The sequence below is a fragment of the Frankia sp. CcMO1 genome (genome assembly GCF_977945845.1).
In genome coordinates, this window is sequence record NZ_CDWTMG010000001.1 from 55,634 (window position 1) to 71,481 (window position 15,848).

The 15,848-nt window shown below is 67.4% G+C and carries 12 protein-coding genes and 1 pseudogene; 5 read left to right on the plus strand and 8 right to left on the minus strand.

Features of this window, described 5'->3' with window-relative positions:
• Positions 1-174: 174 nt before the first annotated feature.
• The 5 genes and pseudogenes from AC08OU_RS00245 (at position 175) to AC08OU_RS00265 (ending at position 7,032) form a co-directional block, all read left to right on the plus strand.
• Positions 175-1,665 carry a DUF3375 family protein gene (locus tag AC08OU_RS00245; RefSeq protein WP_476604025.1) on the plus strand — a complete coding sequence of 497 codons (1,491 nt, stop codon included), beginning with the start codon at positions 175-177 and terminating at the stop codon, positions 1,663-1,665.
• A gap of 113 nt (positions 1,666-1,778) precedes the next feature.
• On the plus strand, positions 1,779-2,399 hold the full coding sequence (locus AC08OU_RS00250) for a DUF4194 domain-containing protein (RefSeq protein ID WP_476604073.1): 621 nt from the start codon (positions 1,779-1,781) through the stop codon (positions 2,397-2,399).
• Positions 2,400-2,434: 35 nt separating this feature from the next.
• Positions 2,435-2,659: pseudogene (locus AC08OU_RS00255) on the plus strand (ATP-binding protein); the annotation flags it as partial.
• 276 nt (positions 2,660-2,935) lie between these two features.
• A complete protein-coding gene (locus AC08OU_RS00260) occupies positions 2,936-5,827 on the plus strand; it encodes an ATP-binding protein (protein WP_476604074.1) in 2,892 nt (963 codons plus the stop codon).
• Positions 5,827-7,032 carry a Wadjet anti-phage system protein JetD domain-containing protein gene (locus AC08OU_RS00265; RefSeq protein WP_476604026.1) on the plus strand — a complete coding sequence of 402 codons (1,206 nt, stop codon included), beginning with the start codon at positions 5,827-5,829 and terminating at the stop codon, positions 7,030-7,032. Before AC08OU_RS00260 ends, AC08OU_RS00265 begins: the two co-directional genes overlap by 1 nt.
• Before the next feature lie 32 nt (positions 7,033-7,064).
• Here AC08OU_RS00265 and AC08OU_RS00270 read toward each other — a convergent pair whose 3' ends face one another.
• The 8 genes from AC08OU_RS00270 to AC08OU_RS00305 form a co-directional block, all read right to left on the minus strand.
• A complete protein-coding gene (locus AC08OU_RS00270; protein ID WP_476604027.1) occupies positions 7,065-7,922 on the minus strand; it encodes a CHAT domain-containing protein in 858 nt (285 codons plus the stop codon).
• 63 nt (positions 7,923-7,985) lie between these two features.
• Entirely contained in the window at positions 7,986-8,783 is a 798-nt protein-coding gene (gene istB / locus AC08OU_RS00275) for an IS21-like element helper ATPase IstB (protein ID WP_476604028.1), read from the minus strand.
• Entirely contained in the window at positions 8,780-10,090 is a 1,311-nt protein-coding gene (gene istA, locus AC08OU_RS00280; RefSeq protein ID WP_476604029.1) for an IS21 family transposase, read from the minus strand. Before istA ends, istB begins: the two co-directional genes overlap by 4 nt.
• Before the next feature lie 55 nt (positions 10,091-10,145).
• Positions 10,146-10,388: a hypothetical protein gene (locus AC08OU_RS00285; protein ID WP_476604030.1), complete on the minus strand. Its 243-nt coding sequence runs from the start codon at positions 10,386-10,388 to the stop codon at positions 10,146-10,148.
• A 168-nt stretch (positions 10,389-10,556) separates the two neighbouring features.
• Positions 10,557-10,742: a hypothetical protein gene (locus AC08OU_RS00290; RefSeq protein ID WP_476604031.1), complete on the minus strand. Its 186-nt coding sequence runs from the start codon at positions 10,740-10,742 to the stop codon at positions 10,557-10,559.
• A 12-nt stretch (positions 10,743-10,754) separates the two neighbouring features.
• The gene (locus AC08OU_RS00295; RefSeq protein WP_476604032.1) at positions 10,755-11,168 is read right to left on the minus strand and encodes a hypothetical protein; all 414 of its coding nucleotides are present in this window, start codon (positions 11,166-11,168) and stop codon (positions 10,755-10,757) included.
• Positions 11,165-13,597 (minus strand): AAA family ATPase, encoded by a 2,433-nt coding sequence (locus AC08OU_RS00300; RefSeq protein ID WP_476604033.1) that lies wholly within the window; start codon positions 13,595-13,597, stop codon positions 11,165-11,167. Before AC08OU_RS00300 ends, AC08OU_RS00295 begins: the two co-directional genes overlap by 4 nt.
• 133 nt (positions 13,598-13,730) lie before the next feature.
• Complete coding sequence (locus tag AC08OU_RS00305; RefSeq protein WP_476604034.1) at positions 13,731-15,461, minus strand: hypothetical protein; 1,731 nt, start codon at positions 15,459-15,461, stop codon at positions 13,731-13,733.
• Positions 15,462-15,848: the final 387 nt, after the last annotated feature.

Sequence of the window (15,848 nt, forward strand, 5' to 3'; positions counted from 1 at the left end):
CGCCCAGCTGCCGACGAACCGTTTCGAGAGGCTCGTGAGCTCTTGAGGTGAACTATTGAACCGCCACCTCGGCGCGTGGCGTGGCCATTGTGGGTCGCGGCGCGCCAATTTGCTCTCAAGGGTGCCGTGGTTGTCGGTGCGAGCGTGCATGCTTGATTCGTGGGGAATGGATTGGTGGGTACGGACCTGCCGGTCGAGGCGCGTCGCCTGGGTGAGGCGTCGACGGCGAACCCGACCTTGACCCTGCTTGGGGCCTACAGCCGCGACTGGCTGCTTCCGCTTTTCGCCGAGCATCTAGAGCCGCTCGAGGGTTCGGCCTCCGCGGAGTGGTTCCACGAGCGCGTCGCCGAAGCGTTGCAGGTGGCACGCGAGGACCGCGACTGGCGGGGCGATCGATCACCGAGCGCCCGGTGCGCCTGGTGGGTCAAGCAGCGGTGGCTCGAGACGGAGATGATTGACTCGGGCGCCCGCTACCGCCTCTCCCCGTACTCCTTGCGTGCTCTGCGCTTCGTCCGGGAGGTCGCAGACGGGGAGAGCAGCGTCTCGGGAGCGCGTCTTGGCAGCATCGCCCACGCTGTGAGACGGCTGGCGGACCTGGCGAGCCCCGACCGCACGGCGCAGGCCCGACGCATCGACGACGAGATCGCCGAGCTGCAACGGCGCCGGGAGGAAGTGCTGGCAGGCAGGGGTGGGACCGCGACGCTCGCGCAACTGCAGGAACAGTTGCGCGAGGTGCAGGTGATGACCCGCAGCCTTCCCGCCGACTTCCGGCAACTGCGCACCATGGTGGAGGAGCGGCACAAGGTCATCGCCCGTGATGCCCTCGCGGAGACGCCGAAGGCCGACATGGTGGAGTCCTACCTTCGCGAGAACGACTTGCTCGCTGGAACGCCGGAGGGTGTGGCCTACCGGCGCTTCGCCCGCATGTTGTCGTCGTCGCAGGAGTCGGCGACCATCCAACGCGACCTCGACCAGATCCTGGGAACGCCGTTCGCCCGCGAGCAGATGACTGCAGCCCAGCGGCGATCCTTGGAGGGCATGTTCTCGATCTTGATGGGCGCCGAGCTGGAGGTCCAAGCGGCGTACGTCCGCTGGACCGCATCCCTGCGCCGCGTGCTCACCCGCGCGGCACATGGGCGGCACGCACGTCTGCTCTCGCTATCCTCCTCGGCACTTGACGCGGCGGCAGACTGGGTTTCGGCGAACCCGCAGAGTCGCGGCCGGGAACTGGCGGTCGACGTGCTCGGCGTAGGCCCCTTTGCCATCGAGGACGTGTCCCAGCTGCAGTTATGGCGAGATGGCGGCCCCCAGCACGTCGCGGTGTCCGTTACCCCAGGTGGCGGCGCGCTGCCGGCCGCTGAGAGAGCAGTTCTGCGCCTGGCGATGGGTACCAGCCCGAAAGTTGTCGCTGCCCGCATCAATGAGCTACTCACCCAGCGCGGTGCGGTGACCGCAGGAGAGGTGTTCGAGCAGATGCCGGCTGAGTTTCAGCGGCTCGGCGCTCTCGTCACCCTGCTTGACCTGGCGATCCAGCACGGCTTCGTCGACCCGGGCATCGCCGAACAGGTCACGCTCAGGTCGGGAGCAGGCCGGGAGCTGTCTGTCCTCCTGCCTCACCTAGCTTTCCATGAGACCGTGCCGACACGAGGCGGAGGTGGCCGTTGAGCCAGACGTGGCCAACCGGGGGCGAGGACCTGACGGCGGAGTCCGAGGAACCAGCAGATCATTACGGCGGCCAACTTCCCGAAGCTGCCCGCCGCGCACTGATCGCGTTACTCATGAACAGGTACGTCACCCGTGCGCGTCACCGGGCTGCATGGGATGGCATCATGACCTTTGAAAACGATCTCCGCGCGCGCCTGGATGAAATGTACCTCGACCTGGTCGTGGACCATGACGCAGAGGTGGCCTTCAAGCGTCAGCAGGAGGGCGACGACGTACCGCGTGTGCTCCGTCGCGATAAGGCGCTGTCGAGAGACGCATCCTTCGTCCTGATCTTCCTGAGGCGGGAGTACGCGTTCGCCGATCCTGACGACGGGCCCGCCCTCGTCACCCGTGATCAGATCGCCGAGTTCCTCCGCGCGTATCGCGAGGTCGAGGACGGCGACGACGCCAAGTTCGCCCGTCGCGTCGACACCGCGGTGAACGCACTGGTCAAGCCGTGGCAGATCCTCGAACCCGATCCGGAGGTGGACTACCTGTTCACCGTCTCGCCGGTCATCGTCCCGCTGGTGGGTGTCGATGAGATGCGTCGCCTCGAAAAGGCGTTCCGAGGAGCTGCGGGAGCGGCGTGCTCCCCGTTGCTAGAGCAGGTCGAAGCGGCCGGCACCACCGTGTTACATCAGGTCGTAGATCACGAGGACCCGGAGCAAGAGCAGCACGAGGAGACCGGACCGTGACCACGGCCCCGCCTGAGCAGTACCGCATCTCGCAGGTGCAGATCTTGAACTGGGGCGGGTACTCCGATCTCCAGGTCATGCCGGTGGGTCGAGGGGGGACCGCCATCCTCGGGCCGTCTGGCCGCGGGAAGTCCACGCTGCTAGACGCCATGGCCTTCGTCGTCATGCCGAACCCTCAGGAGTTCAACCAGGCCGCGCGTGATGACAAGGGCCTCAGGCGGGAGCGCACCGTCTACACGTATGCCCGCGGTCTCACGGTCAGCCACCAGGACGACAACAGCCGGGCCGCCACACCCTCCTACCTGCGTCCCCCCGGCGAGGCGGGTTTCCTCAGCGGCGCGGCAATCACCTGGTCGACCGGCACCGGCCGGCAGGTCACCGCCTTCCGCCTGCTCTGGGTAGCGACGGAAACGACCGACAACGCCACCCTCGGCGGCACAACCGTGTACGGGTTCGTCCACGGTGCCTTCGACCTGGCCCGCCTCGACGGGCTCAAGCCGGCCCGTGCCGGCGCTGCCCCGCTGTCACCAGCGTCGATGCGCCATCTGGTCGACCTTGATCGCGGGGACGTGCTCGACCAGCGTCAGGCCCGGATGCACGCCGCCATGAGACGTGTGCTGCAGATGGGCCGCACGGAGGAGTCGCAGCGCCTCGCCATGCACCTGCTGCGCAGGGCGCAGGCGTCCAAGGGGATCTTCTCCATCAACGACCTCTTCACTGAATTTGTCCTCACCGAACCACGAGCCCTCGCGCGGTGGAACGTGACGCTTGAACACTACCGGGAGGCGTCACGCCTCTACGACGAGTTCGAGCTCGCGAAGACGAAGGCCGAGACACTGAAAGACGTGCCCGCTGTGGCTGAGAAGTACCGCGCCGCCGCGCGAGATGCCATCGACAAGCGGGCGTTGATCCAACCCACGGCCGATGATTTCGCGCGGCTGAACGTCTGGCACGCCAGCAAGGTCCTCGACTGGGCACGTAACCGCGAGCAGGACGTGCGTCTCGAGCTGGCGCAGGCGCAGGAAGACCTGCAGAAGGTCAAGACCCGGATGCGTGAGGCGGAGGAAGCGGAGGAGCGGGCGCTCCAGGCGTACGCCTCAACCGGTGCGGACCAGACCACACTGGTCAACGAACGGATCGGCCAGGCCCAAAAAGAGCGGGCCGCGACCATTGCTCACCGGAGTGCAATGACCGCCCGGCTGGGTGCCTTCGGCCAGGTGCTGCCCACCTCGAGCGGCGACCTGGAATTGCTCAGAGCGACGCTCATGGACAAGGCGGCAGACCTGGCGGAGAGCTACGGCCAGCTGGCGCAGGACCACGAAGGGCAGGCGGCCGAAAAGGGACGTCTCTGGGAAGCCGTCAAGGACCTGAAGGCGGAGCTCAAACGTGTACAGCAACAGGTAGGCAACATTCCGCAAGACGCCGATCGACGACGCCAACTCATCGCGCAGGGCACCGGGGTGCCCGTGCGCCGCTTGCAGTACGTCGGCGAGCTGCTCGACATCCCACCCGAGCACCGCGGCTGGGAACGCGCCATCCTGACCATTGTCCGCCCCCTCGCCAGCGACCTGCTGGTAGCTGCGGAGGACTTCGAGCTGGTCAGGGCCTGGGTAAACAATCATGACGTACGCGGCGATCTGACACTGGTCGCGGGCGCTGCGGACCAAGCCGTTCGCACCTACCCCGTCGGAACGGTCGCCTCGATGCTGGACGTCGCGGCCGGCCCGTATCAGGGGTGGGTGAGTGGCGAACTGGCGCGCTTCACCTACCGGTGCGTCGAGCGGGACACGGAGCTCGACGGCCGTCGTGAGAGCGGCGTGGTGGGCCGCGTGACGCGGGCGGGGATGCGCACAGCCCCCAATGGGCGGGTAATCAAGGCAGACGCGCCCCTCAGGTACCGATGGGTTGGTCGCGACAACAGTGCTCTGCGAGAAGAGCTGAAGGAGGAGCTCGAAGGGCTCGAACGACAGCTCACCACCGTGGTGCGAAGGGTCGAGGACGCTCGTCGCGCCGTCGCGGCGGAGCAGGACACCATCGGGGAACTCGGTCGCTTGGAGAAGGACCTCTCATGGTCGGCCATGGATCTCGCACCCGTGACCCGTCGCCTGGAGGAGCTCGAACGTGAGCTCAAGGAGGTCGACACCCCCGAGCAGCACTCCCTCCGCTCGGCGCACCGCGAGGCGAAGCAGCGGGCCGACGAACTAAAGGCCGAGACAACGACCCACGAGAACCGGCTCGATCGGCTCGAGGCGCAGTGGGCGATGGTCCTACGGGTCCAGGACAGCGCCGGCGACGTGGTGACATGCAACCAGCCGCTCAGCCAGGAGGAACTCGCTGCGGCCGCACATCTGCCGTTCAAGGAACCGGGTCTCGACACGATCGACCCGAAGGGACGCGACGTCGACGCGAGAACCGATGCAGAGGTACGCCGCAGCTACCGTGATGCCCTCGACCAGATGAGATCGCAGATCACCGCCCACGACGAAGCGCGCGGCAACCATGAGCGAAATCTGCTCTCGATCATCCGCGCCTACCGCTTCATCAATGACCGCACCCAGCGAGAACTGGACGACACCATCGACTCCCTGCCTACGCTGGAGCAGATCCAACAACAGCTCGTCACCGACGACCTACCCCGTGCCCGCGATGCATGGCTGAGAAAAGTCGACGCCGAACTCAACCAGGGGCTTCGCACCTTGCTCCAGCAGATCGACGTCGACCGAAAAGACATCGCACGCGGTCTGGATCCGATCAACGCCGTGCTGTCCGGCGTTCCGTTCCGAGCAGGGTCCCACCTCGCGATCGAGCCGGTCGACCGCCCCAACAGTAACTCGGTCGAGTTCCGCAGGGTGGTCCTCGAATTCACCCGGGACAACCCCCTCGGAGAAGATCTCTTCAACGACGAGACACGGATCGAAGCCTCCTTCAAGCGGTTACGCCGGAGCCTCGAGCGCCTCACTGATCCATCGAAAGCTGGGGAGTCCTGGCGGCGCAGCGTCTTCGATGCCCGCGAGCACGTCACCTTTCGCGCCATCGAGACTCCCGAGACGGGCAGAGCAATCGTGCACGAGGGTGTCTCCGGCATGAGCGGCGGAGAGGGCCAGGAGCTCATCGCGTTCATCCTAGGCGCCGCGCTGCGCTACCGCCTTGGCGAAGGCGGCTCGGAGCTGCCGCTGTACGGGTCCATCGTGCTCGACGAAGGGTTCGTCAAGGCCGACAGCGACTACACGGGACGCGCACTGCGCGCCCTGCGGGAACTCGGGTTCCAGCTGATCGTCGGTGCCCCTCGGGAGAAAGCCACGGCGTTCGAGGACTTCGTCGACCTCGTGGCGTACATCAGCACCGATCCCGACGACCCACGCGGTGTTCGCATCTATTCCCTGACCATCAAGGAAGCGCTGCAGCTGGATGACGAGGGTGCAGCCTGATGCGTCACCCTGAAGACGTCGTCGAGCAGGCCGGCACCCGCTACCGGGGCGTTTGGCGCGACGCGCTGCTCGGTGACAGGCGGGAGCCCTTCGCCATTGCGCTGCAGCCACCATCGGTAACCGTGATCGCGTCGCAGTCCAACGTCGTCTCAGCCTGGCTGCTGGCATGGCGCCGGTGGGCGCCGCAGCACACGGGCGTCGAGCTGCGGACCCGTCGCGTGCGCACGCCGTTCGGCGAGCAACTCATCCTGACCCACCTGGACATCCCCGACGTCGACGCCTTGGCCGCGCTCAGCCCGAACACCCACGAGCACTGGAGACGCGCCCGCACCCGATGGAGCGACCTGCGACGCGGCACGGACGAGGCGTCATTGCGCCCGTGGATTTCACGGATCGTCGACCTCGACGATCACGACTTCTCCACCCTTCTGGCAGCGATTGCATGGTTCCGTGCCAACCCGAGATCCGGTCTGACGGCGCGCAGCGCACCCGTCCCCGGCATGCACACCAAGTGGCTCGCACGCCACCGAGGAATGCTGATCGCCTGCCTGAACTACCACTCGTCGATCAGCCCCGACCGATCGATGCAATCCAACAAAGCGACCGATCCCGTCGACATCCCCGCGCAAGACCTCGACGTCCTCGGGCTGCGACCACTGCCACGCCCGATCGCCATCGTCCTCGCGGACCCTTCCATGCGGACGAGCGTCGGCGGCCTCCGACAGGTCAGCGCTCCGATCGATGAACTCGGCCGGCTGGCTATCCAGCCCGACGCCGTCCTCATCATCGAGAACAAGGAGCCAGCCCTCGCCTGGATGGACACGGCAGGTCTGCTGATCATCCACTCCCTCGGCAACCACCTCAACGTCCTCGAAGAGCTGCCGTGGTTGCCGTCAGACCGCTGCTGGTACTGGGGCGACCTCGACCGGCACGGGTTCACCCTGCTCTCACGGGCCCGCAAGATCCTGCCGAGACTGGCATCGCTGCTGATGTCTCCCGAGCACGTCGAGTCCTACCGATCACTCGACGTCGGAGAGAGCCTTGACCGGCTCGACCCTCCTGAGGGGACATTGACGGACGATGAAGCTGCCGCACTGGCCTCCCTTTACATCGACGGGCGGAAGTACCTTCGCATCGAGCAAGAACGACTACCGCTCGACCATGCCGCATCCGCGCTTCTGAAATCGCGTGTTACGCGCAGGTGATGAAGTGTCCGATGGCCCGCTTCGAGGGTGCCTCAGGCGTACTCGGAGTCGGCGGGAAGGACCAGAACGGTCAGGCCCGGGTCGACGTCGGCTGCCCATGCCAGCGTAGGCAGCTCCGCCCCAGCCAGTCCGGCCAGCTCGAGGGCCGCCTGGCCGGACAGGTGAGAGGACCGGATTGATTGGCCGTTGGCGACGGCGGCATAGAACTGGGCGGCGTAGTTGATGGCGTCACCGTCATCGATGCTGTCGGCCATTTCGATCGCGAAGGGCACGACTTGCGCTACCAGGTCTTCAATCTGGGAGGCGGACTTGCACGAGTTCAGCAGGACCAACAGCGGCGGGTCGTCAGTGGCTGCGATGGCTCGGGCGAACGCGCTAGCGGTGACGATGACGCCCTGGTGAGGGGCGTCTTGCTCGTCCTCCAAAACGATGAGGTCGTCGCTGCTGTGGCCTGAGAAGTGCACCACGTGCGGGCGGAACTTCGTGATCCCATCGAGCAGGTCAGCGGCTGTGGCCGCCGGACGGACATCGAGCTCGATCTGGTCGCGGTGCAGTGCCGATTCCACCGCGGCGCGGATGCGCTTCTGTTCCCGCCCGACGCGAAGGTCCCCCTCTGAGGAGGCCCCAAGCATCAGGACCCGCAATCTCTCCGGCTTGGGCGAGCGTAGCCGGCGCCGCACCTCGTCCACAGCGAGCTCAGCGCTGGCCACCCTGGCCTCCAGTGAGGCCCTCTGGATGGCGCTTCGACGATCGGTCAGTTGCTGGTCCCGCGCGCGCCGACGCTCCGCAGCATCTGCTTCGAACTGCTCGGCGCGCACCAGCTTCGTCTGCAGCGCAGATTCTTCCTTCGCGTACCCCGACGCCTTGGTCTGCCAGCGGGCCGCTGTCAACGGCGGCTGAAAACTGAGCAGCTGGCGGCGGGTGAAAACTGAGCACCTGTCGGCTGCTGGTGGTTACTTGTCGCGGTCCTTGGCGAGGAGTTCGCGGCGGGCGCGGGTGCGGTAGGACTCGCCGGCGAGGGTGAGGACTTCGGCGTGGTGGACGAGCCGGTCGATCATGGCGGCGGCGACGACTTCGTCGCCGAAGACTTCTCCCCAACGGCCGAAGGGCAGGTTCGAGGTGACCATGACCGAGGCCTGTTCGTAGCGTGAGGCGACCAGCTGGAAGAACAGGTTCGCGGCGTCGGTGTCGAACGGGATGTAGCCGACTTCATCGACCACGATGAGCCGGTAGCGGCGGATCTTCTTGAGCTCGGTCTCGAGCTGGCCGGCGTGGTGGGCCTTGGCCAGGCGGGCGATCCAGTTCGTCGCGGTGTCGAACAGGACCGAGTGCCCGGCTTGGGCGGCCTTGACGCCCAGCCCGATGGCCAGGTGGGTCTTGCCGATCCCGGGCGGGCCGAGCAGGACGACGTTCTCGGCCTTGGCCACGAAGGTGGCTGTGGCGAGGTGGGCCAGCAGGTCCCGGCGCAGGCTGGGTAGGTGGTCGAGGTTGAAGTCTTCCAACGTCTTGACGGCCGGGAAGTGGGCGGTGCGGATGCGCATCGTGGTCCCGGCGGATTCCCGGTCGGCGACCTGGCGTTCCAGGACCGCGGCGAGGAACTCTTCGTGGGACCAGTTCGCGTCCCGCGCGGTCTCGGCCAGGTCTTCCCAGACTCGGCCGATGGTCGGGGTCTTCAACACTCGGGTCAGGTAGGCCAGACGTGAGGTCAAGCCCTCTGAGCGAGGTGGATGCGCCGTTGCGGTGGTGGTCATCGGGTTCCTTCCGTTCCGTTCGTCTCTCGAGTTGTCCGCCCGACGCTTGGGCGGGGGTCGAAGTCGACGCCGAAGAGGGCGTCGTAGTCCGGCAGGGCACGCAGCGCGACCACGTGTCCGTCGGGGTGGCGACGGATCCTGCGTGCGGCCGCGGCACGTTGCGCTGCTTGCTGTTTGGCCTCGGAGTGCTCTTGGCGCAGCACCGCGGCCATCGCGCGGTGGGCGGGGTCGGTGATGGTCTGCGCGGTCGACCACGACCGCTCGTGGTGGGCCACGGTCTGCCCGGCGCAGGTCGCGGTGACCCTGGTGAGGGTGGCGTGCCAGTCCACGAACCGGCCGATCGCGCGCGGGTCGACGGAGTAGTCGTTGCCGGCCACCCGCACGTAGTAGTCCCGTGACAGGCGGATCCGCCCACGCAGACCGACCACCGGGGCCACCGGCGGCAGATCGATCATCGCGGCCCGGTCGGCATCCCACCGTTGGATCGGGCTGGCTCCGATCGGGCGCAGCCAGCGGGTGTTGGCCCGCTCGGCCAGCCAGGTCCGCAGCTGGTCGGTGAAGTCATCCGGGCCGGTGAAGGTGCGCCCGGGCAGGAACGAGGTCTCGAAGTAGCCGTTGCGGCGTTCGACCAGCCCTTTGGTCTCCGGATCCCGCGGCGGGGCCAGCCGCAGCCGCACCCCGAGGGTCCCGGCGAACCCGGCTGCCTCGACGGTGGGCTTGCCGGACCCGCCGATCGCGGCTTCGCGGTCCCACAGCAGCGTCCGCGGGCAGCGGCCCCACCCGGCCAGGACCTGCCACATCCCCGACAGGATGTCCCCACCGAGCCGGGACGGGAGCATCACCGCGTCCGTGACCCGGGAATGGCCGCTGGTCATCGCCAGCACCGGCAGCACCCGGACGGCGTCGGCGGCCACCGGCACCGGTGTCGGGGGGAACCACAGGTCGCACTGCACGACCTGCCCGGGCGGGTGCTCGAGCCGGTCGGAGGGGTCCTGCGGCAGATACAACGGCCGCAGCTGGCGGACCCGGTCCTTCAACACCGTCAACGACCGCGTCCACCCGATCCGCTCCGCGATCACGGTGGCCGGCATCGTCGGGGTCTCAGCCAGCAACGCCCGAATCCGGGGCTCGACCGCATCGACCGCCGAGCCCTTCGGGGCCCGCTCGTACTTCGGCGGATGGTCCGACGCCAACGCCTTCGCGACCGTGTTCCGCGAGATCCCCAACCGCCGGGCGATACCGGCCTGCGAGACCTTCTCCGAGCGATGCAACCGCCGGATCTCGGCCCAGTCCTCCAACGTGATCACACCCCAAGGCGTACTCGGGGTGCTCAGTTTTCACCCGTCGCCGACTGCTCAGTTTTTAGCCGTCGTCGACAGCCGCGTCCTTGCCCGCGGTCTCCGCCGCCTTCTCATGACGCTCGGCCTCCCGCAGCTTGCTCTTCTGAGTCGTGACGGTCCTCGCGCCCGATGCGGCCTGGCGTGCCGTGGCTGCCTCCGCACGCTTCTTCGACTCCTTGGTCCGGTACTCGCCGACCTTCTTCTCCGCATCGACCCGTTGCTTACGTTTGCGGGCGAGCTGCCCGCGGTACTGGCTCACGCTCACAGAAGAGCTCCCGCCTTCGTCGTGGCACTGCCTCGACGGCCACGCTACGGCGCCACACTGACGGCCACTGAGTACTGCAGGTAGCGCCGCTCGTACTCTTCCGCCGTGCTGTAGTTGCCGGCGTGGTTATGCGTGATGTCCAGCAGGCGCCAGTCCCGCAGCTGCCGCCTACGCCAGGTCCGGCGGCAGGACGCTGCCAAGGCCTCTCGCGCGTAAGCTATTGGTGACCGCGTCGAGGTCCAGCGACGGCTCCAGCCGGTTGTTCTCCTCGCCGAACACGTTCGGCACCGCGGTGTACAGCTCAGCGTGCTCGCCGACGGCGAAGCGCAACATATCCACGGGAAGCTTGCCCACACCAGGTATGTATCACCCACCCGTTGCGTTCAAGGGGAGTACCAGTTCCGCGACTTGATGGACGAGGTGTGTGATCTCGGCGTGCGTCGGGGTCAGGTCGTAGGCGTGATAGTGACACGCGGTGGACAGGACGTCCCACAGCCACTCGATGCGGGGGTCGTGGTCGTCGCCGCTCTCGGCGAGGACGCAAATGAGCTTGCCGCGGGACGATTTGCCCGCGTCGAGGTGAGTAAGCCCCAGAGGCGCCAAGCGGCGATCCAGCTCTTCGTCGACGAAGGTTTCCACGGCGCAGCGGGCGAAGAGAGCCGCCGAGCGGATGGCACGATCGGCGGGGAGGCCTGTCGCGCCGGCAAGCATGTCACGGGCTCCTCCGATGAGTTCCGCGATGGTTGCGGGGCTCGTGACGGCCGGCAGCGCGATACTCACGAAGCCACCGCGCGCTGCGCCCTGGCCTCGATGTCGTCCAGGAGTCTGGTGACGGCCTCGATCGCCTGCCCTGGATTCATCCGAACCCCGTCGTGCGGCCCCGCGCTGCAGACGCCCATCGCCGCTGGTCGGCGCCGTTGCCTTCCTTGCTCGAGCCATGTCTGGAGCGCCCGATCGTCTCCGCCGCTCACGGCGAGCGCGACTTTCTTCCGCGTCCCGTGGGCATTGCGCCACAGCTGCTCCACCTCGTGGCGAGGAGAGCCGGTGCCCAGCCGCGCGGCGAAGAAGACGTTCCGGCAGCATGCTTCGAGTGCGAACCGTGACATCGCGGCGACGGCGCGGGCGCGCAGCTTCTCGTGCATCTCCGGAGTTGCGACTGCCGCGCGCGCGTCGTCGAGGAATCGCCGCGCGGGGTCGAGCGCTTCTCTGATCGTGATGTCCGACTTCGCGTCCCGCGTGATCTCGATGATTGAGGCAGGGATCCGCAGTCGTCGCACGGCTTCGGGAAGACGGTCGTCGTGGGTGAAGACGATGACCTGTTGATCCTGGGAGACACGCTTGAGGACGTGCGCGAAGCCATCGACCTTGGCCGGATCCATGGCCTGAACCGGGTCGTCGATCACCATGAATCCGAATGGGCTGTTAGCCATTGCGGCCTTAGGGATGAAGACGGCGAGAGCCAGGGCGTTGAGCTCCCCTTGGCTCATCACCTCGAGTGCACCGACCCTTCGACCATCGATCTCTCCGTCGATCTTCACGGTGCGACGGTTTCCCTGTCCCAGCAATGTGATTTCACCCAGGTCGACATTGCTCTCCTGACGCAGGAGCGACCAGATGTCCCGCGCATGGTCGGCCAACGGCCGCAGTCGATCGTTGCGCAGCTGTTCGGCGTGCGCTGTGATCCATTCGACCGCTGCCGCCAAATCCCTCCGCGCCTCGTCATCGCCCGCGGCTCGCCGGGCGAGAGTCACCCACTCACCCAGCGCTGTCGCCAGCGGACGCCAGGCGCTCTGTCGTTCCTCTACCAGGCGTCGCGCCTCGGTCCTGAGCCGCTGGAGGTCGGCGGCGAGCTGCTCGAAGGTGGCCGCGCCATCGCGCAGGAGATCCTCCTCGTCCATCGCGCGCCAGGACGACCAGGTCCGCTGGACCTCGGCAACGCCGGGCAGTTCGGCCACGACCTCCAGGAGGACGGCAGGCGGAGCCGGCCGGAACTCGTCCACGGCCCGGCGAGCGGACGCAAGCTGGTCACGGACCATCTTGGCCTTCGCGGCCGCCTCCGTGTCCGCCGCGATCTCAGCCCGGGCACGCGTGGCCCATGCGGCATCGAGCTTGCCGGCATCGCAGACTGGGCACGAGCCGTCTCCGTGCTGGCTGTGCAGGTCCAGCGCGGACTGGAGCAACTGCAGCCTGCCTGCCGCGGCGGTATTCACGGACTGCTCATGACGCTCGGCCTCCGCGCGGCTGCGGTGCAGAGTGTCGAGCCGGGCCGCGAACTCGGCGACCTCGAGCTCCGGTAGATCGGCCACCCGCCGAAGGTGGGCAACGGCGGAGTCTTCCGGCTCGCCGCCGGCAGCCACGACTTCGACCGCGTCGACGTCCGCCGGCCGGCGATACATGGCGTCCCTTGCGATAGCGGCCCGCGGGTCGTCGCACTGCTCCAGTCGAGGCTTCAGCGCCCTGCGTGTCTCGTCGGCACGCTCCTTGCCCGCGGCCTTCTCCCGCAAGCGCCCCTGCAGTGAAGTTCGTGCGTCGTCGAGCCGCTGCAGACCGAGGATCGCGTGCAGAGCTTCATGGAGCCGGATTCCCTCGACCAGTTGAGCTTCGAGCTCCTCGTAGGCGAGGAACGGCCGGAACCTGGTCAGTGACTCGGCCCAGCCAAGCGACTCGAGTCCCGGCTGCCGGTCCTGCCCGGGCCGGGTTACGCTTATCCCGCCCTCCTCGATCCTGCTGCCGGCAGCCCACGTGCTCTCGACTTCCGTTGTCCCGCAACCTTCTTCCGCGAGCCGAACGCGCACCGACGTGCGTCTCGCCGAGACGTTCTGCCATTGAACCTGGAGACGACTGCTCCGCGAACCCGAACGATAGCTACGCCCGGTGAGAGCAAGTTCCAGACCTTCGGCAAAGCTCGACTTCCCCGACCCGTTGCGACCGGCGATGACCACCAGGCCGGGCGCCGGTATGAACGTGAGGGTCTGCGCGGCGTTGATGCCGCGCACGCCACGGACCTGGACCTCGGAGAGGAAGACGCGGGCCGGTGTCGGGGAGGGGAGAGTCTCTCCGGCGACGACCGGCTGATGGCCGCCGTCGAGCACCTGTGTGAGTTCGTCCTCGCCTTCGAGTGCTGCGAGGATCAGATACTTCGCTGGTTCGGGAAGTGCGTCGTCCGCGGAGGCGCGGGCGAGCACAGCAGACGTCAGTTCGTCGTTCATCGACCCCGTACTTTCAACCTGACACGACGCGGGAAGCCCGCCGGGAGGCGAGCGTGACGTCCGGCCGGCCTTTCGCGGAGACCGGCAGGGCGTTGATTGTGCGATCAGCCGCGGACCGCGCGCATGAACCGATTCAGCAAGGCGACTCCGCTTCTGGGGTGGTATTTAAGCGATCGAGAAGTGCGCGGAGCTGCGCAACGCGCTCGCGTTCATCCGCTTTCCGCGGACGACGCGCCGATCGGTTGAGCACTGCCTCGACCAGCTGACGAGCCCGTTCCTGGCCCGTTGCGGACACCGCCCGCGCCCCCGAATCTGAGAGGTGCTGGAGCGCCGGCTCGAGACGCTCCAAAGCCACCGCAGCAATGTGATCGTCCCAGTTGCCCGCGTACAACTCCTCGAGCGAGGGATTGTCCAGCGCCCGGCCCGCATGCGCGACCGCCTCGGCCCAGGCCGAGGCGCGCGATGCTTGCTCTCGTTCAGGAAGGTGACGGGCGAGTTGCGCTGCAACCTTCGCCGCCATGAGATGCGCGTCCCTTCCGGCCGCGTGCTTCGCCCGAAGACCTGCGGGCTCGCGTTGCGCAACACGATCTCGCACCTCTGCCACCGTGCCGAGCACCTTCAGGGCGCGACGCAGATCGGCAGTGCTTCCTCGGGTCGCCAGATACTCCGCGTAATACGCGAGATGGAAGACCTGGGAGTCGTTCAATGCTTCGAGGCGCTCGGAAGGCTCGGGCTCCAGACCGCGCGCGGTCAACGCTTCTCGCCAAGCTCGGGCGAGCGCACGGTCCCACTCCGGTTCGCCGGGGAAGTGCTCTCGCCCCTGTCCGATGGCGACGTTTCCGATCTCCAGCAGGTAGCTCGCGGCGCCCGGATCGATCAACCCGTCCGCGAGCGCCGCCGCCGTACGACGTTGCCCGGCAACCAGGGTCCGGAGACGGTCACGAAGATCTGACAGATCCATGGGCGGGTACCGGAGCAGATCAAGCACCTGCAGGTACTCCTGGTAGCCGGCAAGCAGCAACGCGGCCGGATCGGCCAGACCCAGCCGCCCCACCGTGGCTTCTGCGGCTTCGTCCAGGTAACCGCGGCTGCGGTCTCGCGGACCAGGCGCCTCGTGCACCGCTCGATCGCTGTACCGCAAGTAGCTCGTCACCACATGCGCCGCTACCGCGTGCGCCCGAACAGTCGAGGTCGACAACGCATCCAGTTCGGTCTTGGTCGGCCACGCCGGAAGCATCGCGCCGGCCTCTCCGCTCGCCTCCGCGCCCAGCGCTTCCACCACGAACGGCGCGACCATGGCCCCGACGCGCTGGTAGCTGTGAGCCACACGGTGCCCGTCCTGCTCGGACAGCCACACGAGCCCCGATCCAGGGCGGCCCATCTGAAGCAACCGTCGACACCAGGCTGCCGCAATGTCGTCCCGGCGATCGACACCGACCGGGCGAGAACCTGCAGCTTCCGCTCCTAGAAGAACGTCCAGAGTGTCCTCGATCAGCGCGAACCGCACGGGGTGCCAGGAATCGATGGCTGGTTCAACGCCACGAGCGCCGACTTCGCATCGAGCGAAGCCGGCATCCAGACCACCCAGCGCCACCTGAGAACCCCAGTGGCTGGTTAGGGACCGCTGAACCGAACGCGCCTGGATCGCAGCGACGACGAGCGCCGGCTGAGCGCGGAACACCTCCAAGGTGAGGCCCGCCCAAGTCGCCAGTGCCACGGACCTGGGGGTCTCGTGCCGCGCGAGGTGGGCACAAACCTGACTCACGGACTCGGTCGCGTCAACGAGCAACCGGTTGGCCGCGGTCAGGACGGCGGCAGCCTTGGTGTCCGGCCCGAACCTGTTCAACGTTGCGTTCGCCAGCATCGGCGGGCCAGATCCGCGGCTCGACGTCCAGACCGCGCGTCCGGCAGACCGCCAAGCCCGGGCCGAGGCGTCGGGCTCACTGTCAAGCTCGATCTGCTCGTCCTTGGACGGCATCGGCGCTCCACGGGCCACCTCGGTCAAGGTGAGCGCCCCGAAGTCACAGACCCAGGTCCGCCCGAACGGCTCGTGCTCCCACCGCACACCGAACAGTGGACCAACCTTGCGAGCCAACCGCACGGGCACGACCTCGGCCCGCGGAAATTCCCCCTCGGGAACCCTGGCAGGCAGCACGTGCATGCCAGAACCGTAGGGCACGAGACGAGTCATCACCAGCGCCTGGAAAGAACTTGGTGCTAAATAGAAAATTTTCTACTACAGTGCGGATGT

What these genes read in the sequence shown, in the direction of transcription:
- AC08OU_RS00250 (WP_476604073.1), top strand. Translation starts at nt 1,779, where the DNA reads ATGAACAGGTACGTCACCCGTGCGCGTCACCGGGCTGCATGGGATGGC.
- AC08OU_RS00260 (WP_476604074.1), top strand. Translation starts at nt 2,936, where the DNA reads ATGCGCCATCTGGTCGACCTTGATCGCGGGGACGTGCTCGACCAGCGT.
- AC08OU_RS00265 (WP_476604026.1), top strand. Translation starts at nt 5,827, where the DNA reads ATGCGTCACCCTGAAGACGTCGTCGAGCAGGCCGGCACCCGCTACCGG.
- istB (WP_476604028.1), bottom strand. Translation starts at nt 8,783, where the DNA reads ATGACCACCACCGCAACGGCGCATCCACCTCGCTCAGAGGGCTTGACC.
- AC08OU_RS00300 (WP_476604033.1), bottom strand. Translation starts at nt 13,597, where the DNA reads ATGAACGACGAACTGACGTCTGCTGTGCTCGCCCGCGCCTCCGCGGAC.
- AC08OU_RS00305 (WP_476604034.1), bottom strand. Translation starts at nt 15,461, where the DNA reads ATGCTGGCGAACGCAACGTTGAACAGGTTCGGGCCGGACACCAAGGCT.